Below are 25927 nucleotides of genomic sequence, written 5' to 3' on the forward strand. Positions count from 1 at the left end.
CTTATAACCTGTTAATTTATCAATATTTTTTTAACTATATCTTTTGAGAGATCATTAAAAACCTTCTGCCCTAAACTTCAACCTTAACTCTCCCAGTATTGATCATTGTTGCAAACCAGCTTTACCTTACCCGTAAGCTCGCTACCCAACAGCGGACTATTTGCCGATTTGGAATAATTACTGGCTGCATTATACAGCCATTTTTCGCTCGCGTTGAAAACCGTGAAGTTAGCCGACGCCCCTTCTTCAATTACCGGAACTGTTAAATTTAACAATTTGCGCGGATTAATGGCTAATTTTTCGGAAATTAAAGCGATATCCAATCCAGCTTTTAACAACAACGGCAACACCGTTTGTAAGGCAACAATACCGTAATGGGCAATTTCGAACTCTACATTTTTAAATTCTATTTCCTCCGGGCGGTGCTGGGAAGTAATTGCATCAATGGTTCCGTCTTTTAAACCTGCAATTAATGCCTTTACATCAGCTTTTCCACGCAAGGGTGGTTTAACCTTATAATTGCTATCAAAATCGCTTAAAAGTTCTTCTGTAAATACGAGATGATGCGCCGTTACATCGCAGGAAACCTGAACACCATCTTTTTTTGCCTTACGGATTAAAGCAACTGCACCTGCGGTTGAAATATTGCTGATATGGATTTTGGTCTCGTTATAGCCTGCTAAAAAAATATCGCGTGCAATGTGCATTTCCTCGGCCAATGCAGGCAAACCTTTCATCCCCAGAAGCACTGAATTTTTACTTTCGTTGATCTGCGATTTACCTGCAATTGATTTATTTTCGGGATAAACCATTAACAAGGCATCAAAACCTTTGGCATATTGTAAGGCTCTGCTCATAAAGCCGTCGTCTTCCAGTGCTTTATCGCCATCAGAGAAAGCCACGGCACCTGCCCGTTGCATATCGAAAAGTTCAGCCAGTTCTTTTGCCTCCCGGTTTTGGCTGATGGCCCCCACAGGAAGAACGTCAACCAGATTATTTTTGGCCTTATTAACAATATATTCGACCTGAGATTTCGACTGTACAACCGGATTGGTTTGCGGTAACAAGGCCAATCCTGTAAATCCACCGGCTTTCGCCGTTTGTGTTAACGTATCAAGATCTTCCTTCGTTTCAAAACCCGGATCTCCTGCGGCACAATTTAAATCGAAAAAACCTGGTGTTAAAAAAGCACCCTGACCATCAAAAACGGTTTCATTTTTATCGGCAGCTAATTTACCTATGTTCGTGATCTTACCATTTTCTACTCTTACATCGCATTGTTGACTATTGAATTTACTTTGCGGATCGGCAATGGTTACATTTTTAACCAGGAGATTCATATTGTTTTCTTTGTGTTATTAAAAAATCGGATGAGCAAAATTTCTGCTGCAATAAAAATCAGCGACAAAATTAGACAAAGTTTCCATAAAGTTTGTCCGATTTTATGGCCACCGGCAATTAAGTTAACAGCATCCTTATCGGTATCGAATATTTTCAGGTTACTTTTACGGGCTAATTGCTCCAATTCTGTTTTGCTTAAATAATGTAAATCAGATTCGGTCCGGCCATTGTTAAAACTATAAACAGCAAGCAGCGAATCAGCAAGTTTCAAGTTATAAAAGCCTGCATTTTTAACCTGATCGGCGATATAGATCAATGTTTTTCCATCTACCTGGCGTATCTCAGGTATGGCTTCGAAATGATCGGCAGTAATTTTTAAACTCTGGTTTTTGCCTGTCGCTATTTTTTTTCTGGTTAATGTATTATCATTACCAATATAATAATAGAGTGGTATTTCATTCCCCCCGCTTAGGGCTAAGCGATAAAGTAACGGTACAAAAACCGGATGGCGTGCCAGATTTCCATCATTGGCATTCAAACCGGTGGCCGACAAATAAATCTGCCCATTCTCTACCCCATATTTAGCAAAAAAAGTTCTTCTACCCGCCAATGACATGATATCTTCTTTATTGGATGTGTTTTTCTCCACAAAAGAATAATAACGCGAAACCATTGGCAGATCCAGATTTTCAGGAATTTCTTCAAAAACAGTCTTGAAAATTGGATTTTGAAGATCAATTTGATCAACTCTACTTGTGGTAGTATTTAGCCCCTGAATGGTGGGAAGCGACAATCCACTTAAAAATGAATTATAAGTTTGGATATCGGCATCCAAATCTGGAAAAAGCACAACTGTACCCGCTGCTTTGAGATAGGTTCTTAGCTGTTGCGCCAGTCCGCTGGAAGGATTTTTCAATCCATTTAATACAATCAAGCCATAATTGGTAAAATTGCTATAGTTGATGTTACTTTCTGCATTTTCAGTTAATTTGTAGTATGCATCAGCCGCAAATAAGGCTTTGATATAATTTCCTGCATCAGGCCCGTTAATGCTTAAAACCGGGAAACTTTTATCCACTTTAAAGCTGAATGAAAGGGTATCATCAAAGGTCACGGGAAAATCTTTAATACTCACTATACCTTTTTGCCACCCAGCGTTAAGTCCCGAGAAATTCAGGGTATCTTTCACTGTTTTACCCGCAGGAATGGTTACAGAACCCAATCCTTTTTGCTGGTTGTTAATGCTTAGTTTTAAGGGAATATTTTTTGCATCTTCTTCCGAATAATTTTTTAGCTGTACTACTAAACGTTCATTTGCACCTGGCTGATGATTTGGTGAAAGTGTCCAAACGCTATCTACCGCAACATTGGCTAAGGTATTCGCATTCAATTTTAAAAATGAATATTGAATATCCGTTTTGGTTTCGAGTTTTTTGGTGGATAGGATATTTTTTTGAAAATCGGAGATTAAGAAGCTGTATTTATTTTCAGCGCCTGATAAAACATTTTCCTGACGGTTTAAAATCTGCTGGAGATTGCGGCTCGCTGCCGATATTTTTACCTCATCCAGTGCTTTTAAAAATGCTTCTTCATTTAACAAACGCTGGTGTTTCCCTTCGAAATCATTTGTTAATAACTGAAACCGGTCGTTGATTCCGAAACCTTTAACCAGTTCTTTTGCCCTACGTTTTGACTCGTCCAATAAACTGCCGTCTTTATTAACGGCTTCCATACTGTAAGAGTTATCGATGTAAATACTAACGATATTGTTTAATGCCGTAGCTTTTTGGTTGTGAGCAGGAATGTAAGGCTGGGCAAATGCGAGTACTAAAAAGATGATCGCTAAAATCCGCGATGCAAGAATAAGCAGGTTTTTAAGTTTTTCTTTTGATGAATTTTGCTGCTCTACTTCTTTTAAAAGCTGAACATTAGAAAAATAAATCTTTTTAAATTTTCTGAAATTGAATAAATGAATGATAACCGGAATGGCAACCGATAGTAGTGCAAAAAGAAAGCCCGGATAAAGGAAATTCATTAAAAACCAAAGATAGAAAAAATATGGAATTGGGGATAATATTCCTCCTTAATTATTATCAATGTTTCTCATTATCGGTTGGCAATGACATCAACCGATAGAAAAAAAGTAGCATCATCTCTCTACTCCACTGCGTTCCGGTCGAGATCTGCGTAGATAGATCTCTCGGCTACGTTACACTCCGCTCGAGATGACATTAATTTGTGATAACTATCTACTTAATTTCATTTTAATAACTAAACCCGGGAAATTCGATATTTACAATTTTCCATTGGCCATTGCTTAATGCAAAATACAATTTAAAAGGTCCGCTTATAATTTTAGATTGTTTTTGAATCACATCCCGGTAACCCGCAACGCCTTCTACAATGCCCATACCTTTAACCTCATCAAATAATTCGAAATTAACATCAATAATATCATAACGCCCCCCAACGTATTCGTCTGATTGTCCGAAAATACCTTTCAAACGCCCAATGATCACATCTTTGCCAATAATTTTACTTCCAGGCAGGATAAAAAAATCGTTCAGTTCCATTGTAATCGCCTTTGATTGTTTAAACCATGCGTTCATAAACCTGATGGCACTATTTACGATATCAGCCTGATGGTTAAAAATAGGTGTTTCCTGCATTTCTTTGATGTATCAATCTAAATGAAGCTGTATCATTAAACTAAACTCTATCTCGTTTAACTTCCTGATAAATCCTTCGACAAGCTCAGGATGACAGTTTATTCTGGATGAGGTTCAATAATGATACAGCGTCAAAAACTTGGCGAAGTTAACTATTCTTTAGCCTTTCTCTAATTTCGGCAAGAGAATAATCAATTAACAGTTTGCCATCTCTGAAAACTTCTTTTAATTCACCCTGCGCTTCTTCTTCCCAGGTACACTGATCCTTTAGTTCATACTCTCCCCGGGCATTTTTAAAAATCTGTAATAAACCTTTGGCTGATTTTTTGGTACCATCATCGGTAATGGGATCTTTAAATATTTCACGACCAACACCATCTACTTCGCCGTAGGTTGCTTTCATAGCGAAACCAAAAGTATCGCGCGTATTATATTGGTAAGTAAAAGATCCGATGCCAAACACTACATTTGTAGACGCAAAACCTTTGGCTTTTAAACGCTCACAGATCTGTGTAGCCCGCTCAGTGGTAATGCTATCGCCATAAATAGCACCAATTTGAGGCACGAGTTCTTTAAAACCCTTATCGTTAGTTTTTCCGCCAAAAACATCCCAAAGCAGTTCGATTACACCTTTTTTTTCGTTTTCATTTTTGCCGTTCGGATTTCCACAGATAATATCAACAGGATCACCGGAATCAGGCCTGATAACCACCTTACCAGGTCGGGCAACAATATCATCTTTCAACACAGGCAGGTATTCTGTTAACACTTTCCACAAATCCCAGGTATCAGAAACGATGGAAACTATTCCTTTTGGATAAACTTCTAAAATCAATCTTTTAAAAGTTTCGAGCTCTCCGGTATTGGTTCCCATGCACATAACCGAATGTTCAGTAGCGGCAACCGAGCCACCAATCAGTTCTTTGTCGGAATCTGCGTTATAATATTCTTCCAAAAAATCGATCGCCGGGATGGTATCCGTTCCTGTAAAACTCAATAAGTGGCCAGCTGCTGAAGTTACCGCAGCTTCTATCCCACCCATGCCGCGCATAGAAAAATCGTGACCCTGCCAGTCTACAAATTCAGGAACGGATGAAGTTTCTGCTGCATATTGATCTAAAATGGTACGGTACTGTTTGGCAATGGTGGCCGAATTACATGGTAACCATACTACAGCTGATAGTAAAGTTTCAAAATAGTTAGTCAGCCAGAAAAATTCGGGTTTGGTATTGTACATCGTAAACATGGGTACCCGCAAAGGCACTTCGGCGCCTTCAGGAAGTGATTTAAAAACCATGGGGATATAACCCAGATCGTGCAAATCGGCAATGTGTTGTGTGCCTACCAGGTTTTCGCCCAGGTAATTATTGATTCTACGCGCATACTTACCTAAAATTTCGTCTTTTGGCCGTTTGAAGAAATTTCGGTCAAAATCTTCGATAATGTATTTTTTAATAAAATATTGCAAGCCAAAAAGTACAACATGATTTACATTTTCGATCCTGCTTTTTCTAGGCGTCCAGTTAGAATAAACCAATGTGGTATTTTCAGGGTATTGTCTTCGGTGGTCAACTTTATAACCATCTGTTAATAATAATGGATTCATGGTTTGATGTATTTTGATCTTATTTATTTCTTCCCTTTTCGTTTGGATACAAGCTTTGCAAGGTATCACTTTGCCAAAATTGTTTAGTTTCAACATCCAAACAGCTTAATTTCCCGGTAAATGCAGAACCGGTATCGATATTCCAGACATTACAGCCCTGCATGGGCAAATCTGTGTTATAATAGAGCGTTGGCGCATGGCCAATGTAGATTTCGTGATACAACAATAAACGTTTCGGATAAATTGCATCATCTTTTTTAATCCGGTTATCCATGGTCAGGGCCATTTCCCAAAGCGTTCTGTCCCACGAATAATTGGAAGAATAGCGCTCTTTTTCTGGTCCGTGCATGGAAGAAAAACCTGCATGGATAAAAAGGTTGTTCTGCCCGTCAACATGATAATCTTTCATTCGCTTAAAGAAATTTAAGTGTTCTTTCTTCGCGTCATCAGATAAATTGCGATAGCTCTCCATGGTTAGTTTACCTCCATGCGCAAACCAAACCTCATCTACAATGCCTTTTTTGAGCCAGTCTATACACCAGGCATCATGGTTGCCTTTGATAAAGATGCATTGATGACTTTCATCCAGGCGGATCAAATGATCAATTACCTGCGCGGATTCACTCCAGCCATCCACATAGTCTCCCAGAAAGATGAGCTTATCTTCCTTTGAAACGCCTGCACGTTCGAATAACTGGATCAGGCCTTTTAATCCGCCATGGATATCCCCTATTACCAATGTCCTGCCCATGTTAAAATGTGATATATTCAGCAGGTACAACAGCTGTAAGCCATACGTTGTTGGCTGATAAATAAAATTTATATCCTGCTTTGTTCATTGCTCCACTGTTAATAATGAGGATAATCGGCTTTCCTCTCCTGCCTCCTACTTTAATGGCGGTTTCTTTATCGGCACTTAAATGCACGTGCTGTCTGCTCATTTTCTGCAATCCCTGCGCTTTAATATCAGGCAGGAATTTTTCAACTGTGCCATGATATAGGTATGTTGGCGGTTCACCCTCATCAAGGTCCAGCTCTATTGAAACGGAATACCCTTGATTTGCCCTTATTTTGGTTTTATCTGCGTTAAATGCAAACCTTTTTTTATCGTTATGCTCAACAACATATTCAAGCAGTTCAAAATCTAATTTTAAATCATATAGGTCAAATCTGGCAATCAGTTCATCCACCTCTGCCCAGCCATTTTCATCTAGCTTGAGCTTTATGGTTTCTGGTGAATGCCTCAAAATGTAGCTGAGCAATTTGCTGATGCCTTTCGCTATTTTAATGTCCATGAGCATATGCATTTATGATTTTCAATTTTTTGTTCAATGTTTCATCCTTAAACAAAAAAGGTTTTTCGGCAGGTACTGTTAAATTTTCGAGTTGGTGATTCTGAACAAATTCGTATTGTTCTTTTACAAAAGAGCTGATATCCTCAATCAGCAAAATATCATCTTGAGCGAAAGATCTGATAAAATTATCCCTTAATCCGATCTGGATGGCCCTTCTTTCTTGTTTTGAGCCATAAGGATCGTGATCCGGATCCCATTGCAGCCTGATATTGGAATTTTCGAGATCATTTCTCCACTCTTCATGAGACATACCTTCGGTTTGATCGAAAGAGGTATAAGTTGCATGCTGAAGATAATTATGGAAAGCTGTAATTTTAAGATGGATGGCCAAGGTAACTTCCTGACCTTCTTTTGTTCCCCAACCGCTCCTGTACATCATCCATAAAAAATTGGGTTTTATCCAGGTCATTCTTGTTAAACTAAATTCACCTCCAAAATATTGGTTATTTATGGCAAATTCACCGATTTCTTTCAGGTAAGCCTGATAAACGATTACTTTTTCATTATCATACTGGGCCATAATATGGCATCCTGATTTTGGCCATTCTGATAATTGCTCTATATATTTTTTTACTGTTATTTTCATTTTATAATACTGTTATAAACTCATCTCATTTATTAGTAAGATTGAGTTTTTCTTCGTAGAGCTGGTAATTTTCATCGTCGAAACAAACGAAGATTACCTTTTCTATCTTTTCTTTTTGAGCAAAATTATTTACCGTTCTAATGGCAATTTCTGCTGCTTTATCTTTTGGGAAATGATAAATCCCGGTGCTGATGTTCGGGAAAGCGATAACCTTTATGTCATTTTCCACTGCAAGCATCAAACTGTTTCGGTAACATGCTGCAAGCAGTTCATTATTTCTTTCACTTTCACCATTCCAAACCGGCCCCACGGTATGGATCACATGTTTGGTGGGTAAATTACCTGCGGTTGTGATTACCGCATTGCCAGTGTCGCACTTCCCTTGTTTATTTCTGATCGCCATACATGCATCTAAAATCGCTTTGCCGCCTTTTCTGTGGATAGCGCCATCAACTCCACCACCACCTAATAACGAACTGTTCGCTGCATTAACAATGGCATCGGCTTTGATTGTTGTTATATCCGCTTTGATTAGTTCTAAAATCATTTTTTTGAATTTTATTTATAGATTATTTCAATGCAAACGCCATGCTGAATTTATTTTACAAGTAGCACTAGTATTTTCAATTGCCTTGTAGCTACTACGTGGTCAGCATCTTTTCTGTAAATAGCAGGTTGTATCATAAATCATAATTTGCTTTAACTTTGTCAAGTTGAGCCGGTAGAAATGCCTTTAAAGCACTTAAATAAAGGTCCTTCGACAAGCTCAGGATGACAATTCCGTATTTATGATACAGCCTCGACGACTCTAGATATTTAAAGATCTTTTTTTGATATCTCCATCCCTTAATCCATCAGTGCGGAATTCATTTCTTCACAGAGATCATCAATTTCAGTTTTCTTTACAATTGAATTGACCCAATTTTCAGGAATAGATTCGAAGCCGTAGATTAAACCGGCCAAACCACCAGTAATTGCAGCTGTTGTATCTGTATCGTCACCTAGGTTAACCGCTTTCAGCACAGCATCCTCGTAAGTTCCGGTAGTGAGAATGCACCATAAGCTCGCTTCCAAGCTATGCAGAACATAACCGGAAGAATAAATATCATTTTCCCTGACAGTTGAAATATCACCTACCAAAACCCTTTTGAATAAATCAATTTCCTTTTGTTCAAAATCTTGATTTGTGATAAAATATTTAAGCTTCAGCTGCATATTAACATAAGCTTCTTTTTTATCAGTCCCTTTTAACAGCTCTAAACCGTAAACGATGTAAATCAAGCAGGCGAAAATTGAACGGAAATGTGCATGAGTGATAGATGAAACTTCTTTTACGCATTTAAAAATGACCTTCAGGTCCTTTTCATCCTGCAGGTAAAACAACAAAGGCAAAATCCTCATTAACGATCCATTTCCGTTGTCCATTTCTGATGCCCCGCCACATAAAACGGGATCTGCTCCATGTTTTATCATATTAATAGCCTCACTTGTAGCAATTCCGATATCAAAAACTTTTCCATGAGGCGTCCAGATTTCAGCATTAAACCATTGGAGAAATTTTTGTGAAATATCGTCCAGGTTATAACCACCGCACAGACTTTCGGCAAGGCAAAGCGCAAGCGAGCTATCATCGCTCCAGGTGCCTGCGGGCTGATGATGCGTACCGTAGCCCATCATATCCAAAACTGGGTTCCGTTTTAAATATGCCCTGGTTTTAAATTCCACCGGCACACCTAAAGCATCTCCAACTACCAGTCCGAACATTGCGCTATGAATAATCACATCTTTCATCTTTTTCTCTTTATTTACTTTCTACCAAATCTTTAAGCTTTGCCACTACAGCAACACTAAGTTTATCGAAGGTATCGTACTGATCGATTCCTTTCCGCTTACAAACAATATCGATATTACCCTTTCTCCAAAACCCTTCCTTACAGCAAACCATCAGCTTTCCTGAATCGGCAAATAAGCCCAACTCCATCATCGAAATGGGTGATTTGGAATTTGCTTCCAGGAATAACAAAATCACATCAGCACTTTCCATCGAATCAAGTTCCCAGTTTACCTGCCCGCTGAACCATATATTTTCAATCGACTGTGTCCAGCTGTGATCCCAGGATTTTCTTCGTGGATTGAAAACGACTACATCATCTAACACTTCTTCTTCATTTGCCTGATCGATAAATTTTTGTTGCCAATCAACCGAATGCCCCATATCGATGGTTCCTGCCAAAAATACCGATACATCATATGGTAGAATAATCTCTGGAGGAAGTACCGTTCTCATATTATTTTATAATATGTTCATCAATTTTATCTGCGTTACACCGTCATGATCAACTTCTTTGATCGAATCTGTTGTAAAAATCTGCTCAAAATATTGATCGAACACCTCAAAACCTTTGCTGAATATGCCATGACTGATCGCCAGATATAATTTTCCTGCATTTTGAGCTTTAAGTGCCTCGGCCAAACCGATAAATGTTCCACCACCATCGCAGATATCATCTACAATTAAACAATCGCCACCAGCCAGATCTTCGCTATATACTTTAAACCCGGAAAGTTTTCCCGTTTTTACATCGCGGCTTTTTGAACATTCTACCACTTCAGCGCCGCCTAAAAATTCAGAAACTTTATAAATTTTCTTTAAAGCCCCACCATCCGGAGAAATCAGCTTTACCCCATCTCCAATTTTTGCGATCACCTGTTTTATAAATTCATGATTAGAAATGGCTACACAGTTATTCAGCAATGCCGGGGTTACTTCGCTATGCGGATCGAAAATGGTAACACTTGCCAAAGCCATGGCATTGATGATATCAGCATAAACTTTTACGGATAAGGGTTCGCCTGGAACCATCACCCGGTCTTGCCTCGCTGCAGGAAAATACGGAATAAAAAGATTAATTTCCTTTACCCCCATTCTTTTCAAAGCATCAACGGTGATGCAGATCAGCCCCAAATCATTAAAGGAATTTATTCGGTGTGTAATGGTAACGGGTTTGGTCACATCAAAATGATCTGAAATTTTTATATGCGGCTCACCACCTGCAAATAAGAAAGATTTATGCCAGATTAAGTTATTTTCGCCTAGCGGAGTAAAACTTGGATTAAGATTCAACATATATTTGCGTATTATTTACACAAATATAAAAATGATTTTTAGAATGAAGAAAATAATTTGTGTTTATTTTACGCAAACCTAATGTCAAATTGGAAGTTTTCTTTTAAAAGCTGGTTATATTTTAGCTTATCGAAAGTAAAAAGTCTGCCTGGCCGACCACTAGCCCCTATTTTTACCACTTTATCAGTTTCTGTAACAATTCCAAAACTCAGGATTTTTTTTCTGAAATTTCTCCGGTCAATATCCCTTTCCAAAATGGAACAGTATAAATTTTCGAGGTCGGAGAAGAGAAATTCGTGATCTAACAAGTCGAAACCAATCGGCTGATAGGTCAATTTACTTTTTAAACGTTGATGGGCAAGTTTAACCATTTCGTTATGATCATATCCCAATACTGGCAACTGCGCTACATCAAACCACTTGGCATCTTTGGCATCGGTATCGGCCTTGAGTACAAAATTCTTAGGATTTACCAAGGCAAAATAAGCCACAGAAATCACCCTGAAACGTTCGTCGCGCTTAACGTTGTCGCCAAATGTTGCCAATTGTTCCAGGTAATTTACGGTTATCCCCGTTTCTTCCTTAAGCTCACGTTCTACTGCAGTGATTAAAGGCTCATCATCCAAAATAAATCCGCCGGGCAACACCCACCGATCGGCCAGTTTACCAAAACGCTGTTGAACGGCCAATACATAAAGCGTTCCCTTTTCATAGCCAAATACAATGGCATCAACGGCAATTTTAATGTTTTGATCGATCATCCCTTAATTTGTGTAAAAACAACACAAAATTAATGCTTTTCAGGCAAAAGACCGAATGCTATACTTAATTTCTTACCTAAACTTTTTCATTGCCGCCCAAAGTTTATCGTCCATACCATAAACATCAGGACGGTATTCAATCTGATCATTCTGAGACCAGGCGGTAATATAAGTAATCAATAAAGGAACTGGTTTCTTTGGTCCGAACCAGGCAGGTTTTAATTGAAAAGCCTTGGTGGTATCTGCCTTTTGGGCCATACGTTTTTTATACCATTTTATATGCGTACTATCTACTGGTGGCAGATCAACCTCTGCCCTAAGTTTATCATAAGTATATGGATCTCTAACCAAAAGTTCAGCAAATTCAAGTGGCTTTTCGATGCGTACACAACCATGACTGATGGCCCTGTTGGTTAAGTTAAATCCGTTCTTGTTATTGGTATCGTGCAGGTAAATACTCGAGCTATTATCGAAGATAAATTTAAACTTTCCCAAGGCGTTTCCACCACCAGATCCCTGCTTAAATTTAAAAGGTAATTTATCTCGTGAATACCTGCTCCAGTTGATGGTATCAGGCTCACCAATCAGCCTATCTTTATAGTAAACTTTGATGTTACTATTCGATAAATAATAAGGGTCTTTTCTGGCCATCCAATAGATCTCACTCTGAGCAATACTTACCGGAATATTCCACACCGGATTGGCCTGAATAGAGTTAATTTTACTGAACAATAATGGTGTCTCATGATTCTTCGGTTTGTCGTCTAAATTGCGTGATTTCGAAAAGGCTTTAAGTTTCTCTTCGTAACCATTTTCACGCTTGCCACCCACACATACTTTCATCGTAATTAAAGTATCGTTTTTATCAAACCAGGTCAACCTAAAATCAGGAATATTTACCTGTACATAGTTATCTCCTGTCTCCGGCATTTTCCAGCGGAAACGTTCCATATTCAATAATAAAATTCGCTTTTCAATCTCCGAATCTGTATTCAAATAAGCAGCTTGTAAAGCCTTGTATTGAGCCGACTTTGGCTGAACGGATCTTAGGGTATCTATAAGGCTTTTGCCCTTTAAAAGATTTATCATACCCAAGCTATCCGGACGCTTCACTTTAATGTAATAACGCGAAAAAATGGTCCGCGGATTTACGACTCCATATTTTAGATAATTGTTATAATTTAGATAAGCATTTGCAGACAGAAGTTCCAGTTTAGCAATTATAGGATAACTTTCATCTACCTTCTTAAACTTATTGGCCGTTAACACATTCAATAAACCCTTAATTTCATCTCCCTTAAAGATTTTTGGATTAAAGCCATGTACCGTGCTTTGATCTAAATAACTCACCAGTGAGTCTAACTGGCCATTAATGTAGAATTGTGTAACCAGTTTAGGCTGAGTATTATTATTCGCATAAAACGCTTTTATGGCTTTGGGATTTACGAATTTACCTGAAAGACTGTCCATTGTTTTCACAAAAACACTATCGTAAGCTACAGTATCAAAATCTTTATAGATTTTATTCTTGAAGTGTTCAGATAGCACTTGCCCAATCTCAGGCGGGCTTTTAAACCATCCACAAGCAGATATCAATAAAATAAATGGCAGAATAAGAAGGTGAAACTTTTTCAAAAGCGTAAAATTTAATATAAACTAACGGTTAATGATAATAAAAACAGCATAATGGCAAATTAAGTGCCATTATTTTTTGTTTTCACAAATCAAACACTATATTTGCCAGCGCTTATCAGCTAACGTATTGATACTGGCAGAAATAATTTATGAACTTAACTTTGAACCATCACTTACATTTACACCATCGCCGATAGGCGATATGATATGTTTGTTTTGTACTTCAAAACTTTTTTCCGTAAAATAATTTCTTGTTCACTCTATATTCAATACTTTGAAAACACTTAAAATTGCTATCCAAAAATCGGGTAGGTTAAACGAAAAATCTGTAGAAATACTTAAAAATTGTGGTTTATCTTTCGAAAATTACAAAAGCTCACTCATCTCAACTGTTACCAATTTTCCTTTAGAAATTCTTTTCCTGCGTGACGATGATATTCCGGAATACGTACAGGACGGCATCGCCGATTTAGGTATAGTGGGCGAAAATGTGATTGTAGAAACCAAAGCCGAGGTAGACTATCTTCAAAAATTAGGTTTTGGAAAATGCACCTTAAAAATCGCCGTTCAGGCCACCAGCAACATCCAACAATTGGAAGAGTTAAACGGCAAGGCCATCGCAACTTCTTATCCGGTAATTCTCGAAAAATTTCTTCAGGAAAAAGGGATACAATCTGATATCAGGACCATTTCAGGATCGGTAGAAATTGGGCCGGGTTTAGGATTAAGTGACGCCATTTTCGATATCGTTTCAACAGGTGGAACATTAAAAAGTAATGGCTTAAAACCTTTCGCTGATGTCATGCAATCTGAAGCTGTTTTAATCGGAAACAAATCTATCGCCGACAATCCGGAGGTAGCAGAATTATTGCAACGCATCCGCTCTGTACTTAGTGCAAAATCAAACAAATATGTAGTACTGAATGTATCGAAAGATAACCTTCAAAAAGTGGTTGATCTGTTGCCCGGCGTAAAAAGTCCTACGGTAGTTCCACTCTTCGAACCTAACTGGGTAGCGGTACATTCGGTAATTGCAGAAGAAGATTTCTGGGATAAAATAAACAGTTTAAAAGCTGCCGGAGCCGAAGGTATTTTAGTGATGCCTATTGAGAAAATAATCAGATAAATTCTTAAAATTTCATATTAACTATTAGTTAATTTAAAAATATAAATCATTGAAAATCTATAATTATACAGATTTATCTAAATCAAAAATTGAAGAACTGTGTTCCAGACAGATTGAGGATGATAAATTGGTGGAAAGTCGTGTTGCCGACATTGTAAAATCAGTAAAAACAGATGGCGACAAAGCCCTTTTTGATTTTGCCAAAACCTTTGATAAAGTGGAACTGAAAAAACTTTTTCTAGATGGAGAGGAGTTAAAAGCTATTGCAGCAACTATCCCTGATGAAGCAAAAAAAGCGATTGATACGGCGTATGAGAACATTAAAAATTTTCACTTGTCTCAGTTAAAAAAAGAAGATAAAATAGAGACCATGCCAGGCGTTGTTTGCTGGCGCGAAAGCAGGGCAATTGAAAAGGTCGGATTGTATATTCCGGGAGGAACTGCAGTATTACCAAGCACTTTTTTAATGTTGGCAACACCAGCTCTTATTGCAGGCTGTAAAGAAATCATCGTATGCTCTCCGCCACAAAGTGATGGTAAAACAAATTGTTACCTGGCTTACTGCGCAGTGCTATTGGGCATCAAAAAGTTATTTCTGATTGGAGGCGCACAGGCTGTAGCAGCTATGGCGTTTGGAACAGAAAGTGTGCCGCAGGCATATAAAATCTTCGGACCTGGCAATCGCTATGTAACCACAGCCAAAACCATGGTCCAAAATAAGGTGGCTATTGACATGCCTGCCGGACCATCAGAGGTACTGGTCATTGCAGATGAGACTGCCAATCCGTCATTTATTGCTGCTGACCTACTTGCACAGGCAGAACATGGAACTGATAGCCAGGCTATTTTGGTATCTACCTCCAATCAAATCATAGCTGAAACATTAAAAGAAATTGAAAGTCAGCTTACTATTCTTCCAAGAAAAGAGATAGCAGCCAAGGCCATTGCCAATTCCTATGCTGTTTTAACTAAAAACCTGGATGAAGCGATGTTATTTTCAAATGAATATGCACCGGAGCACTTAATATTGGCTACGGAAAACTTTGAAAGTATTATCCCCCTGATTGTCAATGCAGGATCTGTATTTTTAGGCAACCTTACACCAGAAAGTGTTGGCGATTATGCTTCGGGAACCAACCATACCTTACCCACCAGTGGCTTTGCAAAGGCTTATTCAGGCGTATCAACAGATGCGTTTTTGAAAAAAATCACTTTCCAGCATTTATCTCAGGAAGGCTTGAACAGTATTGGCGCTACCGTTGAAATACTTGCGGCAGCAGAGGGTCTGGAGGCGCATAAAAACGCGGTAAGTATTAGACTGGGCTTTGGGTCGGAAGAACGAAATCGGCAGTCAGAAGATGAATAAGTATAATACGAAACCGAAAATAAGATTAAGTCATTTCAATAAATCTGTAAAAAGTATAACGTATAAAGCTTTAGGCTAATCGCCAAGCCCTTTTACCTTTTACCTTTTACCTTTTACCTTAAATAATGGACATTAACGATTTAGTAAGAGAAAATATAAAAAACCTTCGCCCCTACTCTACCGCAAGGGACGAATTTAAAGGTCAGGCATCTGTTTTTTTAGATGCCAACGAGAACAGTTATGGCTCACCGCTGCCCGCCAATTATAACCGCTATCCAGATCCTTTACAGCTGGACCTGAAAGATGCCATCAGTAAAATAAAGGGCGTGCCAATTGAGAATACTTTTTTAGGAAACGGTAGTGACGAAGCAATAGATTTGTTATTTCGCGCTTTCTGTAACCCGGGAAAAGACAATGTAATTGTACTGCCACCAACTTACGGAATGTATGAAGTTTCGGCCAACATAAATGATGTAGAAATACGCAAAGTAAGCCTGCTTCCGGACTTCCAGTTAGACATGGAAAAGATCGCAGAAACGATCGACAAAAACACCAAATTAATATTCATTTGCTCGCCAAATAATCCGACCGGAAATTCGATAAACCGGGAAGATATTGAAACCATTTTAGCCAACTTTAACGGCATCGTGGTAGTGGATGAAGCGTACATTAATTATGCCCGTCAGAAGACCTTTATTCAGGAGTTAACTGAGTACGCAAACCTTGTGGTTTTGCAAACTTTTTCAAAGGCCTGGGGACTCGCGGCGTTACGTTTAGGCATGGCCTTTTCTTCCACAAAAGTGATTGATGTTTTGAACAAAATTAAGCCACCTTACAACATCAACCAGGCCACTCAGGATTTAGCTTTTGAAGCCTTAAAAAATATTAGTCAGGTGAACGATTGGATCAAAGAATCTGTGGCCGAAAGAAACCGGTTAAGCAGTGCCTTAGGTACCCTAAATATTGTGAAAAAAGTGTACCCTTCTGATGCGAATTTTATACTTACAGAAGTTACCGACGCATTAAAAATTTATGATACTTTAGTAGAACAGGGCATCATCGTGCGCGACCGTTCTAAGGTTACTTTATGCGAAGGTTGTTTAAGGATTACGGTAGGTACAAAAGAAGAAAACGACAAACTATTAACTGTGCTGGAAAATTTCTAAGATGAAAAAAGTATTATTTATAGACCGGGATGGAACCTTAAATATCGAGCCTGATGATGAGCAGGTAGATAGTTTCGCAAAGCTTAAATTTTATCCGCGCGCTTTGTATTATTTATCGAAAATTGCAGCCGAGATGGATTACGAGCTGGTAATGGTTACCAACCAGGATGGCTTGGGTACACCTTCAAATCCGGAAGAAAATTTCTGGCCGATCCATAATTTCATGCTGGATACTTTTGCAGGCGAAGGTGTAAATTTTAGCGAGATCGTGATTGATAGAACTTTCGCAAAAGACAATGCCCCTACCCGTAAACCGGGCACGGCTTTATTGACAAAATATTTTAGCGAAGATTACGACCTGAAAAACTCTTTCGTTATCGGCGACCGTTTGAATGATGTGGTATTGGCTAAAAATCTAGGTGCAAAAGCAATTTTTCTCCGTCAAAACGATGCATTGGGTTCAACAGAAGCGCTCGACAAACACGAAACCTTACTGGACGTAATTATTCTGGAAACCAAAAAATGGGAAGACATCTATAACTTGCTTAAAGCAGGAAGCCGGAAAATTCATCATGAACGTAAGACCAATGAAACCGACATCACCATTAACCTTGACCTGGATGGAACAGGTAAGGCGAAAATCGAAACTGGTTTAAACTTTTTCGATCACATGCTTGATCAGATTGCCAGACACGGCAGTGTTGATTTAGAAGTAATGGCTAAAGGCGATTTGCATATTGATGAACACCATACGATAGAAGATACCGGTATTGCACTGGGAGAAGCCTTTGCTAAAGGACTTGGAAATAAACTCGGCATTGAGAGGTATGGTTTTTGCTTACCAATGGACGATTGCCTGGCACAGGTAGCCATTGATTTTGGTGGAAGAAACTGGATCGTCTGGGATGCTGAATTTAAGCGCGAAAAAGTGGGTGATATGCCGACTGAGATGTTTTACCACTTCTTTAAGTCGTTTAGTGATGCTGCAAAATGCAATCTAAATATAAAAGCTGAAGGCGATAACGAGCACCATAAAATTGAAGCCATTTTTAAAGCATTTGCAAAAGCCATCAAAATGGCTATAAAACGTGATGCAGAGAAAATGGTATTGCCGAGTACCAAAGGAATGTTGTAAAAAAGGCGTAAGGTAGAAGGGCTTAAGGCGGAAGGTTTTGAAACCCATCCAAATGATAGTACAAATAGGAAACTGAAAATCATTTTCAAATTTATAAGAAAACAAACATCAAGTCTTGACACTCGATACTAAATACTCAACGCTATGATTGGAATTATAAACTACGGAGCAGGCAATATTTTCTCTCTTACCGCAGCATTAGACCGCTTAAGTGTGACCTACGGCATGGTAAATACGGAAAATGACCTCGAAAAATACAGCCACATCATCATCCCGGGTGTTGGCCATGCGGGTGCGGCCATGGAAAAATTAAAGGGTACCGGCCTGGTTGAAGCCATAAAAAAGCTAACCAAACCCGTACTGGGCATCTGTGTGGGCATGCAGCTTATTACCGAACATTCTGAAGAGGGCGATGCCACGCTTTTAAATATCGTTCCGGTTAAAACCAAAAAATTCGATAAGTCGCTGAACATCAAAATTCCACACATGGGCTGGAATGCGGTAAGCCCAAAAAGCAATTCTTTATTTGAAGGTGTTGAAGATAATACACAATTTTACTTCGTGCATTCGTACTTTATTGAATATAACCCTACTTTTGATATCGCATCTGCTGATTATGGTTTAAAGTTTTCGGCAGCGGTACAAAAAGATAATTTTTACGGCGTTCAATTTCATCCCGAAAAATCGGGAAAAGCCGGCGAACTAATATTAAAAAATTTTTCAAACTTAAGCTTATAAAATGTACATAATACCTGCTATTGATATCTTGGATGGAAAAGTGGTCCGTCTGCGTGAAGGAGATTACAACCAGAAAACGGAATATGATGTTTCCATTCCCGAAATGATAGAAAAATACCGCTCTAATGGTACAGATTTTATCCATATTATTGACTTAAACGGAGCTAAAGGTGATTTTAGCAATCAAAAAGCACTATTTGAGATCATCAAAAAAACCGACATGAAGGTGCAGTATGGTGGTGGTATCAGAACCATTGAACAGGTGACTAACTTGCTTGATGCCGGGATCCATCGGGTAATTGTCGGTACACAAGCGATTACCAACCCTGATTTCTTGCCACAGTTGAGCGAGGCTTTTGCTAAAAAAGACGATTATGCCAACCGCATTGTTATTGCAATTGACGTTTTAGACGAAGTGATTAAGTACTCGGGCTGGATGGAAAGCTCACCTATTAAGCTAATGGATTACGTAGATAAATGCCTTTCGCTGGGATTTTTCCGTTTCTTATGTACCGATATCAGTAAAGACGGGAAATTAGGTGGCGCAGCGATTGAATTATATCAAAAATTACTGGAACACTCACCAATGATCAAATTAATTGCTTCTGGTGGTGTAAGTTCAATGGACGATATTTACGAACTGGCTAAATATCCAATTAGAAGTGTAGTAGTTGGAAAAGCCATTTACGAAGACCGGATTACTATTGAGGAAATCAAAGAGTGGAATTTGAAGGCGCTAAGTTCAATTTAAAATCAGTTGGGATCAAAAAAAACATTTATTGCCGGTGTAGTTATCACTTTGCTAGGAGTAGGGATGTTTTTATGGGGCGTGCATATGTTCACTTATAGAGGCGATTTTACTAAATTAATGTCTATAACTGGAGAATATTCATTTCTATTCTGTATCCCTGTTTTCTTAATTGGAATGGTGCTCACAATAATCGGATTAGTAAAAAGATAATAATACTCGTCATTGCGAGGTACGAAGCAATCCTACAACTATAGTTTGGTTGTGCATTAAGATTGCTTGCATCTTAAAATGACGGAAACCAAAACAAATGCTAAGTAAAAGAATAATCCCCTGTTTAGACGTTAAAGACGGTCGTACGGTAAAAGGCGTAAACTTTGTTGATTTACGCGATGCAGGGGACCCGGTTGAACTGGCTGCGCAGTATGCGCAACAAGGGGCGGACGAATTGGTTTTCCTCGATATTACCGCCACACACGAGCGTCGTAAAACCATGATCGAAATGGTTAAATCGGTGGCTAGGCAGCTAAACATCCCTTTTACCATTGGTGGTGGGATCACCGAAATCGCAGATGCTAATGCACTTTTAAATGCAGGTGCCGATAAAATCAGTATTAATTCTGCAGCCGTACGCAATCCTAAACTGATTGAAGAACTGGCCAAAGCCTTCGGTGTACAGTTTGTGGTTCTAGCTGTTGATACCAAACACGTGGACGGCAAAAACATGGTTCATTTGAATGGAGGAAGGTTAATTACCGAACTGGAAACCGAAAACTGGATTAAACAGGCTGAAGATTTAGGCGCTGGTGAGATTTTGTTAACCTCAATGGACCACGATGGCACCAAGGCGGGCTTTGATTGTGGATTATTGGGTAAAGTAAACCAAATGATTAATATCCCGATCATCGCTTCGGGCGGTGCCGGTAACATGGATCATTTTACTGAAGTATTCCAGAAAGCAAATGTTGATGCCGCATTGGCCGCTTCCGTATTTCATTATGGTGAAATCCTGATTCCTGATTTGAAACAAGAATTAAACAGAAATCATATTCCGGTAAGGATATAAATAAGTCCGGAGTCAGCAGTCCATGCCAATGAGTCTGCTTTTTCCGAAATAAAAAAATAAAATGACAATTGATACTAATTCCCTTGATTGGGATAAAACTGCAGGCTTACTACCTGTAATTATCCAGGATTATAAAACGCTAGAAGTTTTAATGTTGGGTTATATGAATGCTGAGGCTTTGGAAAAAACCCAGGCTGAAGGTAAAGTTACGTTCTTTTCACGCGCTAAAAACCGCCTTTGGACCAAAGGAGAAACCAGCAACAATTTTTTGTTTGTTAAAGAAATTTTTGTAGACTGTGATAACGACACCATTCTGATCAAAGCTGATGCCGTTGGTCCAACCTGCCATACCGGTAGTCGCAGCTGTTTCAAAACAGATTTCAACCAGAATTTCATTTTCGAACTCGAAAACATCATTAATGATCGTTATGAAAACCCGGTTGAAGGGTCTTATATCAACAAAATGCGTAACAAAGGGCTCAATAAAATTGCGCAAAAAGTTGGCGAGGAAGGTGTAGAAACCGTAATTGCCGCATTGGCCGAATCGGAGGAAGAACTTATCGGAGAAGCTTCGGATCTTGTTTTCCACCTCTTATTCTTATTGAAAGAAAAAGGTCTGTCGATTCAAGACATCGCAAAAAATTTAGAGAAAAGACACAAATGAGGTAGAAGGCTGGACGGTTGAGGGTTTAAGGTTATAAATTCCAAAGCTTCCGCTTTAATTTTAAAAATAAGACACAAATAGTTAAAGAATGTTAGATAAAATTAACGCGATTATAAAGTCTAAAATTTTGATCTGGCATTTTTTATTGGTCTTTATCGGAGCTTTTTTATTTGTGCTTTAATTTATGGTTAATTATTCCAATTGTATTTTGGATGGCTTTAGAAGAAAGTACAGAATCTGATAGAATTACTAGTTTACCATTCAATATGTTTATAGGAGAATGGGTAGCATTAATCTTAACTATTCCGCTCTGCGCGATTTTCTTATTAATAAATTTAAAGAAGTTAAACTTTCCAAGCGCAAAATCTTATCTATTAAACGCAGTAATAATTTCTATATTATATTTGTTCAGGACTAAAATTGGTGACGTTCTATTTGAAATTTTCAGTAGTAAATATTAATTGAGTTAATATTGTAACTAAAAGAAACAGATAAATAAAATCTATATTGAAAACAAATATTAATTTCGATGATCTAAATATATTTGTAAGGAGTATAATTCCTACAAATTATTATTTAAAGATATTTTTTTTCGTTTTTAATACCGTTGCGATCTTTGGCATATTCTGGTTTGCCATTAGCTTGCAAGATGAAAAACCTAATGTGTTTCCGTTTTTATTACCGATTGCATATTTTTTCACTTTAGGTAGGTATTTACTCTGGAATACTTTTGGAGAAGAGTTTTATGTCATTAGTACAAGCCATATTTCATATCAACATAATTATGGCTTTTGGAAAACTAAACTTAAAACATCAAAATATTATTCCATTAATCAGGCTAAGGGTAGAACAAGTGAAACTATAAGTTTGATTTTTATTGATTATACTGAAGAGAAGTTACCAGTTGAAGTGTTTAGTACAGCCATTGAAATTTCCATTTCAGATTCAGAAAGAATTTTTAACCGACTAAACGAAATAAAATTTGATGAATTTGGTGAAGAAATACATTTCCCAAAGATTTTTGCAAATTGACCTAATTCTGATTTAGAAAAAAGATACAAATGAGGTAAAAGGCCGAAAGGTAGAGGGTTTAAATATCCATCGGCCTTCCAACCTTCCAACCTTCCACCTCCAATCCTTCCAACCTTCTTCACATGCTCAAACACATTAAAACACTTCCTGGCCACCAAAACCCTGTTTATGCCCTTGCCCACTCGGATCAGGATGAATTACTTTTTAGTGCGGGTAACGACAAAGGCATTGTAGAATGGTCGTTAGCTGAAATGGCTTTTGTTAAGGTTAAAATGCCCGTACAAAGCTCTGTTTATTGTCTGCATTACCATAACGATCAATTATTTGTTGGCGAAAGAAGTGGTGCTTTTAGTGTTTACGACCTGAAAGGACAAAAGGTAATTGTAAGGGTTAATGCACATATCAAACCTATTTTCGATATACAAACGGTAAAAAGTAAAAATGAGCTTTTAACCACTGGCGAAGATGGAACCGTAGCGGTTTGGTCGTTAAATGATTTCAAGGAAATTTACCGCTTTCAGGCAGCTTACGACACTGTAAGAACCATTGCCTTGTCTCCTGACGAAACGGAAATTGCACTTGGCTGTAAAGACCACCTGATTAAAATTTATAACTTGCAAGATTATAGCCTGAAGCAAAATCTCGAAGGACATAAACTTCCGGTTACGTCTTTGGCCTATCACCCAACGGGTAAATACCTGATTTCAGGGAGCCGGGATGCCCAATTAAAGATATGGGATATACCAAATTACGAGTTAAGGGAAACCGTACCGGCACACATGTTTACCATTTATGATATTGCTTTCCACCCTTCCCTACCCTATTTTGCAACATGCAGCCAGGATAAAAGCATTAAACTTTGGGATGCAGAGAATTTTAAACTCTATAAAATATTAAGCCTGGAAAAAGCGGGTATAGGCCATACCCATTCTACCAATAAAATTATGTGGAGCCAGGATGGTAAATACCTAATTTCTACAGGTGATGACCGACAGATAATGGTTTGGGAGATGGAGTAGATTTAACTAGCCATTTAACAACTGACTTATTCGCTCTAAAAATGTAGGTTGCTTAATAATGGCCAATCCTCCTAAAACATAACTATCCATCTTCATTTTTATAAAAATAACTTCATCTCTCACCAGCTTTACTTTTACATGTTTAGTTTCATAGCCAATATATCTTAAATCCAGGAAAATCTTATTCTTAAATTCCTTTCTATTCAACTTAAACTCGAATTTTCCATTTCGATCTGTAACGGCTGTAATTTTCGAGCCTGTAATCATTACAGTTGCACCTATAATTGGAAGTTTCTCATCCCCATCAATAACCTTGCCTTGTACCGTAACAAATCCATCTTCAGAATTTCCTTCTAAAACATGATCTGTTAAAGATTTTTTATTATCGGTTTGGAAGGTTGGATACAAGGAAAAAATATTTGCATTACCAAATTTCGGAAAACTCAAAAAAGCAAATAAAGACGCTGCAATCAGGTTTGGCATAAATCGGCTAATTGCAAAATTCGATTTCACATGTATTAACCGCTCAAGCTGCTCCGGTTTTAACCTTCCACAGCTATTCCCCTGATTTTTGGTAAACCACTCTTGTAGGTCGCGATCAGAGAAATTGGTAAAATCAATAACTGATTTTTGACAGGAATCACAAAATTTACCATTTGCATGTGGTTGCATCAATTCCCATTGTTCTTGGCAAGGATCAGGGATTTGAATTTTAAATTTAGATGGCATAAAGAAATGTATTGTTTATAATAAGATACATTTTTGGCCATTATTCCACAAAACGTTTAATAATTCTCAGTTTATGAGAATATTTTCCCAGTTCTTTATTAAAAATTCCCTGGTCATCAATCGGATCAATTTTCACCTTCGCGGAAGAATGAATGATTTCATTCGGGCTCAACATAATACCCACATGTGTAATCCGGCCTTCTTCATTATCGAAAAACGCAACATCACCTGGCTTACACTCGGCCAGAAAACCAACCAGCTCACCTTGTTCAGCCTGTTGAGCAGCATCCCGGTTTAACTTTACACCCAACATTTTAAAAACGGTTTGCGTGAAACCTGAGCAATCTAAGCCAAATAAATGCCTTCCGCCCCATAAGTAGGGGATGTTCTGAAAAAATTTGGCTGTTTCGGTTACTTTATCCGTAAAATTCACAGCACGGTTATCATATGGTTCAAAATTCAGTTTAAACCTTTCTTCTCCGGCATAACAATATCCGTCTTTTACAAAGGGGAGATTACTTGCCGGACTTAAATGATATAAACTTCCATCATTTGCGGTTAACACATTATTGAAACTTAACGGCGCCAACAAATGACAATCTTGCATTTCTGCAAACTGGTCCTGGTTAATGGCGGCCAGCTGCCTGAAATCCATCCAGCCCTGATAACCATCATAGCCATTCTGAATCAGCCACCAACGTTCTTCTTTCTGGATAATTTCAACATGATCACCAAATAACAATTGTGAAACAATTTCTGCTCGATCTGATGCATCTGCTCTTAAGGGGGCTACTGCTACTCTACAAATACCATATTGATTTTCCATATAATCTGCTCGTGAAACGATGTAAAACTAATAAATTACCGCTATTACCTAACATTTTCCATACAAATTTGTTATTTTTATGGTGTTCATTTTTAAATAAGCCCGCCATGAATTTTAAAAAAATATTAATTGCTGTTGATAATAGTACCTGCTCAGAAAAAGCGGCAAAAGCCGGTTACGATATGGCTGAAAAATTTGGGGCGGAAGTGGCACTGGTTAACATTATTGAGCCTGTACCAGCCAATGTGAATGCAGACCTAACGCTGGCCCCTGTTTTCCTGGAAACTTATGATAACAGCGAAGAAAACAGCCACATTTTACTAAAAGAAATGGAGACTAAATACGGAAACGGGATAGCTACCACTTACCTAAGTGTTATTGATACCGCTGCACATGGTATCATCCAACAATCAGACGAATGGGGATCGGATTTAATCGTGATAGGCACTTATGGCCGAACTGGTTTATACCACTTTTTAATGGGAAGCGTAGCCGAACACGTAGCGAGAAAATCTGCCTGCCCGGTTTTGATTATTCCTAATAAGAGCGATGTTGATTAATTGGTTTAACCTAAACAATTGTCTTCCTTAAGAAAAATTAGTTTACAAAAAAATAAATTACAGGGGTATAAAGAGTTAGAATCTTCACGAAATATCATTTCGACTGCAATGGAGAAATCTTTTAAACTAGAGTTTAATAATTTGGTTCAAAGATCTCTCCCTACTTAATGTCGGGACTGCGCTACAGTCAAGACAACGGGCAAACCAGTGGAGTCTGTAACATCAAACCAAAACTTCATAAATAAAAAAAGTCTCACCTTAAGCGAGACTTCCTTCTTAATATCTGGTCATGACTATCCTTCCTGGTGTAACCAGGCTTTCTTAGCCAATAATTCTTCTTCTGTTTCGCGAATATCTTCATCATCTACACAACAATCAACCGGGCATACTGCCGCACATTGTGGCTCATCATGAAAACCTTTACACTCAGTACACTTATCGGATACGATATAATATACCTCATCTGAAACTGCCTCCTGAGCAGCATCAGCTTCAATTTTTTGATTACCAAAATCAATGATACCTTCTAAATTCGTACCATCAGAAAAACGCCATGCAGTTCCGGCATCGTAAATCGCGTTATTTGGACATTCTGGTTCACATGCCCCACAATTTATACACTCATCTGTTATTTTAATTGCCATGTTTTCGTCTAATTCTTTTGCTTAGTTT

General features: G+C 38.2%; 27 protein-coding genes. 11 read left to right on the forward strand and 16 right to left on the reverse strand.

The genetic code is table 11. The annotated features are described in order from the left end of the window. Positions 1–83: 83 nt before the first annotated feature. The 13 genes from ACIQXP_RS02025 to ACIQXP_RS02085 all read right to left on the reverse strand — a co-directional run bounded on the left by ACIQXP_RS02025 (position 84) and on the right by ACIQXP_RS02085 (position 13080). The gene (locus tag ACIQXP_RS02025) at positions 84–1340 is read right to left on the reverse strand and encodes a dihydroorotase (protein ID WP_293744437.1); all 1257 of its coding nucleotides are present in this window, start codon (positions 1338–1340) and stop codon (positions 84–86) included. After that, positions 1337–3376, reverse strand: coding sequence for a BatA domain-containing protein (locus ACIQXP_RS02030; protein WP_387504215.1), 2040 nt, complete (start codon positions 3374–3376; stop codon positions 1337–1339). The genes ACIQXP_RS02025 and ACIQXP_RS02030 overlap by 4 nt, the downstream gene beginning before the upstream one ends. A 229-nt stretch (positions 3377–3605) precedes the next feature. Continuing rightward, on the reverse strand, positions 3606–4010 hold the full coding sequence (locus ACIQXP_RS02035) for a hypothetical protein (protein ID WP_387504214.1): 405 nt from the start codon (positions 4008–4010) through the stop codon (positions 3606–3608). A 148-nt stretch (positions 4011–4158) separates the two neighbouring features. After that, complete coding sequence (locus ACIQXP_RS02040; RefSeq protein ID WP_387504213.1) at positions 4159–5616, reverse strand: nicotinate phosphoribosyltransferase; 1458 nt, start codon at positions 5614–5616, stop codon at positions 4159–4161. 19 nt (positions 5617–5635) lie between these two features. Then, on the reverse strand, positions 5636–6367 hold the full coding sequence (locus ACIQXP_RS02045) for a metallophosphoesterase family protein (RefSeq protein ID WP_387504212.1): 732 nt from the start codon (positions 6365–6367) through the stop codon (positions 5636–5638). Between the two features lies 1 nt (position 6368). Next, positions 6369–6911 carry an RNA 2'-phosphotransferase gene (locus ACIQXP_RS02050; protein WP_387504210.1) on the reverse strand — a complete coding sequence of 181 codons (543 nt, stop codon included), beginning with the start codon at positions 6909–6911 and terminating at the stop codon, positions 6369–6371. Next, positions 6901–7557 (reverse strand): DUF4291 domain-containing protein, encoded by a 657-nt coding sequence (locus tag ACIQXP_RS02055; RefSeq protein ID WP_387504209.1) that lies wholly within the window; start codon positions 7555–7557, stop codon positions 6901–6903. Before ACIQXP_RS02055 ends, ACIQXP_RS02050 begins: the two co-directional genes overlap by 11 nt. A 25-nt stretch (positions 7558–7582) precedes the next feature. Further along, positions 7583–8104 (reverse strand): O-acetyl-ADP-ribose deacetylase, encoded by a 522-nt coding sequence (locus tag ACIQXP_RS02060; RefSeq protein ID WP_293744445.1) that lies wholly within the window; start codon positions 8102–8104, stop codon positions 7583–7585. A gap of 299 nt (positions 8105–8403) precedes the next feature. After that, a complete protein-coding gene (locus ACIQXP_RS02065) occupies positions 8404–9348 on the reverse strand; it encodes an ADP-ribosylglycohydrolase family protein (protein ID WP_387504208.1) in 945 nt (314 codons plus the stop codon). A gap of 10 nt (positions 9349–9358) precedes the next feature. Then, entirely contained in the window at positions 9359–9844 is a 486-nt protein-coding gene (locus tag ACIQXP_RS02070; protein WP_387504207.1) for a nucleoside 2-deoxyribosyltransferase domain-containing protein, read from the reverse strand. A 6-nt stretch (positions 9845–9850) separates the two neighbouring features. Continuing rightward, complete coding sequence (prs, locus tag ACIQXP_RS02075; RefSeq protein WP_387504206.1) at positions 9851–10684, reverse strand: ribose-phosphate diphosphokinase; 834 nt, start codon at positions 10682–10684, stop codon at positions 9851–9853. A gap of 68 nt (positions 10685–10752) precedes the next feature. Next, on the reverse strand, positions 10753–11445 hold the full coding sequence (locus tag ACIQXP_RS02080) for an NUDIX hydrolase (RefSeq protein WP_387504205.1): 693 nt from the start codon (positions 11443–11445) through the stop codon (positions 10753–10755). Between the two features lie 72 nt (positions 11446–11517). Further along, on the reverse strand, positions 11518–13080 hold the full coding sequence (locus ACIQXP_RS02085) for a L,D-transpeptidase family protein (RefSeq protein ID WP_387504204.1): 1563 nt from the start codon (positions 13078–13080) through the stop codon (positions 11518–11520). 274 nt (positions 13081–13354) lie between these two features. On the opposite strand from ACIQXP_RS02085, the gene hisG reads away from it, so the two are divergent. The 10 genes from hisG (at position 13355) to ACIQXP_RS02135 (ending at position 23140) form a co-directional block, all read left to right on the forward strand. Beyond that, positions 13355–14206, forward strand: coding sequence for an ATP phosphoribosyltransferase (hisG, locus tag ACIQXP_RS02090; RefSeq protein WP_090981954.1), 852 nt, complete (start codon positions 13355–13357; stop codon positions 14204–14206). A 49-nt stretch (positions 14207–14255) separates the two neighbouring features. Next, positions 14256–15572: a histidinol dehydrogenase gene (hisD, locus tag ACIQXP_RS02095; RefSeq protein ID WP_293744451.1), complete on the forward strand. Its 1317-nt coding sequence runs from the start codon at positions 14256–14258 to the stop codon at positions 15570–15572. A gap of 125 nt (positions 15573–15697) precedes the next feature. Further along, entirely contained in the window at positions 15698–16738 is a 1041-nt protein-coding gene (gene hisC / locus ACIQXP_RS02100) for a histidinol-phosphate transaminase (protein ID WP_293744452.1), read from the forward strand. 1 nt (position 16739) lies between these two features. Then, on the forward strand, positions 16740–17873 hold the full coding sequence (hisB, locus tag ACIQXP_RS02105; RefSeq protein WP_293744453.1) for a bifunctional histidinol-phosphatase/imidazoleglycerol-phosphate dehydratase HisB: 1134 nt from the start codon (positions 16740–16742) through the stop codon (positions 17871–17873). Between the two features lie 144 nt (positions 17874–18017). Beyond that, positions 18018–18611: an imidazole glycerol phosphate synthase subunit HisH gene (gene hisH, locus ACIQXP_RS02110; protein ID WP_293744454.1), complete on the forward strand. Its 594-nt coding sequence runs from the start codon at positions 18018–18020 to the stop codon at positions 18609–18611. Between the two features lies 1 nt (position 18612). Beyond that, positions 18613–19362 carry a 1-(5-phosphoribosyl)-5-[(5-phosphoribosylamino)methylideneamino]imidazole-4-carboxamide isomerase gene (gene hisA / locus ACIQXP_RS02115; protein WP_134203919.1) on the forward strand — a complete coding sequence of 250 codons (750 nt, stop codon included), beginning with the start codon at positions 18613–18615 and terminating at the stop codon, positions 19360–19362. Positions 19363–19669: 307 nt separating this feature from the next. After that, the gene (gene hisF, locus ACIQXP_RS02120) at positions 19670–20425 is read left to right on the forward strand and encodes an imidazole glycerol phosphate synthase subunit HisF (RefSeq protein ID WP_387504203.1); all 756 of its coding nucleotides are present in this window, start codon (positions 19670–19672) and stop codon (positions 20423–20425) included. Between the two features lie 61 nt (positions 20426–20486). Then, positions 20487–21089, forward strand: coding sequence for a bifunctional phosphoribosyl-AMP cyclohydrolase/phosphoribosyl-ATP diphosphatase HisIE (hisIE, locus tag ACIQXP_RS02125; RefSeq protein ID WP_293744457.1), 603 nt, complete (start codon positions 20487–20489; stop codon positions 21087–21089). Between the two features lie 507 nt (positions 21090–21596). Then, positions 21597–22121 carry a hypothetical protein gene (locus ACIQXP_RS02130; RefSeq protein WP_293744458.1) on the forward strand — a complete coding sequence of 175 codons (525 nt, stop codon included), beginning with the start codon at positions 21597–21599 and terminating at the stop codon, positions 22119–22121. 122 nt (positions 22122–22243) lie between these two features. Next, positions 22244–23140, forward strand: coding sequence for a WD40 repeat domain-containing protein (locus ACIQXP_RS02135; protein ID WP_293744459.1), 897 nt, complete (start codon positions 22244–22246; stop codon positions 23138–23140). Positions 23141–23146: 6 nt separating this feature from the next. Here the strand turns inward: ACIQXP_RS02135 and ACIQXP_RS02140 are convergent, their stop codons facing one another. Together ACIQXP_RS02140 and ACIQXP_RS02145 are read right to left on the reverse strand one after the other, a co-directional pair. Next, positions 23147–23869: a carboxypeptidase-like regulatory domain-containing protein gene (locus tag ACIQXP_RS02140; RefSeq protein WP_293744460.1), complete on the reverse strand. Its 723-nt coding sequence runs from the start codon at positions 23867–23869 to the stop codon at positions 23147–23149. A gap of 40 nt (positions 23870–23909) precedes the next feature. After that, positions 23910–24695: a C40 family peptidase gene (locus ACIQXP_RS02145; protein WP_293744461.1), complete on the reverse strand. Its 786-nt coding sequence runs from the start codon at positions 24693–24695 to the stop codon at positions 23910–23912. Positions 24696–24802: 107 nt separating this feature from the next. On the opposite strand from ACIQXP_RS02145, the gene ACIQXP_RS02150 reads away from it, so the two are divergent. Continuing rightward, positions 24803–25255: a universal stress protein gene (locus ACIQXP_RS02150; RefSeq protein WP_090981931.1), complete on the forward strand. Its 453-nt coding sequence runs from the start codon at positions 24803–24805 to the stop codon at positions 25253–25255. Positions 25256–25548: 293 nt separating this feature from the next. On the opposite strand, the gene ACIQXP_RS02155 is transcribed toward ACIQXP_RS02150, so the two are convergent. Beyond that, positions 25549–25899 (reverse strand): 4Fe-4S dicluster domain-containing protein, encoded by a 351-nt coding sequence (locus ACIQXP_RS02155; RefSeq protein ID WP_090981929.1) that lies wholly within the window; start codon positions 25897–25899, stop codon positions 25549–25551. Positions 25900–25927: the final 28 nt, after the last annotated feature.

The organism is Pedobacter suwonensis (genome assembly GCF_044762335.1).
Lineage (GTDB): Bacteria > Bacteroidota > Bacteroidia > Sphingobacteriales > Sphingobacteriaceae > Pedobacter.

Bases quoted from the DNA above. Each gene is read 5' to 3' on its own strand.
- ACIQXP_RS02025 (WP_293744437.1), bottom strand. From the start codon at position 1,340: ATGAATCTCCTGGTTAAAAATGTAACCATTGCCGATCCGCAAAGTAAA.
- ACIQXP_RS02030 (WP_387504215.1), bottom strand. From the start codon at position 3,376: ATGAATTTCCTTTATCCGGGCTTTCTTTTTGCACTACTATCGGTTGCC.
- ACIQXP_RS02035 (WP_387504214.1), bottom strand. From the start codon at position 4,010: ATGCAGGAAACACCTATTTTTAACCATCAGGCTGATATCGTAAATAGT.
- ACIQXP_RS02040 (WP_387504213.1), bottom strand. From the start codon at position 5,616: ATGAATCCATTATTATTAACAGATGGTTATAAAGTTGACCACCGAAGA.
- ACIQXP_RS02045 (WP_387504212.1), bottom strand. From the start codon at position 6,367: ATGGGCAGGACATTGGTAATAGGGGATATCCATGGCGGATTAAAAGGC.
- ACIQXP_RS02050 (WP_387504210.1), bottom strand. From the start codon at position 6,911: ATGGACATTAAAATAGCGAAAGGCATCAGCAAATTGCTCAGCTACATT.
- ACIQXP_RS02055 (WP_387504209.1), bottom strand. From the start codon at position 7,557: ATGAAAATAACAGTAAAAAAATATATAGAGCAATTATCAGAATGGCCA.
- ACIQXP_RS02060 (WP_293744445.1), bottom strand. From the start codon at position 8,104: ATGATTTTAGAACTAATCAAAGCGGATATAACAACAATCAAAGCCGAT.
- ACIQXP_RS02065 (WP_387504208.1), bottom strand. From the start codon at position 9,348: ATGAAAGATGTGATTATTCATAGCGCAATGTTCGGACTGGTAGTTGGA.
- ACIQXP_RS02070 (WP_387504207.1), bottom strand. From the start codon at position 9,844: ATGAGAACGGTACTTCCTCCAGAGATTATTCTACCATATGATGTATCG.
- prs (WP_387504206.1), bottom strand. From the start codon at position 10,684: ATGTTGAATCTTAATCCAAGTTTTACTCCGCTAGGCGAAAATAACTTA.
- ACIQXP_RS02080 (WP_387504205.1), bottom strand. From the start codon at position 11,445: ATGATCGATCAAAACATTAAAATTGCCGTTGATGCCATTGTATTTGGC.
- hisC (WP_293744452.1), top strand. From the start codon at position 15,698: ATGGACATTAACGATTTAGTAAGAGAAAATATAAAAAACCTTCGCCCC.
- hisB (WP_293744453.1), top strand. From the start codon at position 16,740: ATGAAAAAAGTATTATTTATAGACCGGGATGGAACCTTAAATATCGAG.
- hisH (WP_293744454.1), top strand. From the start codon at position 18,018: ATGATTGGAATTATAAACTACGGAGCAGGCAATATTTTCTCTCTTACC.
- hisA (WP_134203919.1), top strand. From the start codon at position 18,613: ATGTACATAATACCTGCTATTGATATCTTGGATGGAAAAGTGGTCCGT.
- hisF (WP_387504203.1), top strand. From the start codon at position 19,670: ATGCTAAGTAAAAGAATAATCCCCTGTTTAGACGTTAAAGACGGTCGT.
- hisIE (WP_293744457.1), top strand. From the start codon at position 20,487: ATGACAATTGATACTAATTCCCTTGATTGGGATAAAACTGCAGGCTTA.
- ACIQXP_RS02135 (WP_293744459.1), top strand. From the start codon at position 22,244: ATGCTCAAACACATTAAAACACTTCCTGGCCACCAAAACCCTGTTTAT.
- ACIQXP_RS02140 (WP_293744460.1), bottom strand. From the start codon at position 23,869: ATGCCATCTAAATTTAAAATTCAAATCCCTGATCCTTGCCAAGAACAA.
- ACIQXP_RS02145 (WP_293744461.1), bottom strand. From the start codon at position 24,695: ATGGAAAATCAATATGGTATTTGTAGAGTAGCAGTAGCCCCCTTAAGA.
- ACIQXP_RS02150 (WP_090981931.1), top strand. From the start codon at position 24,803: ATGAATTTTAAAAAAATATTAATTGCTGTTGATAATAGTACCTGCTCA.
- ACIQXP_RS02155 (WP_090981929.1), bottom strand. From the start codon at position 25,899: ATGGCAATTAAAATAACAGATGAGTGTATAAATTGTGGGGCATGTGAA.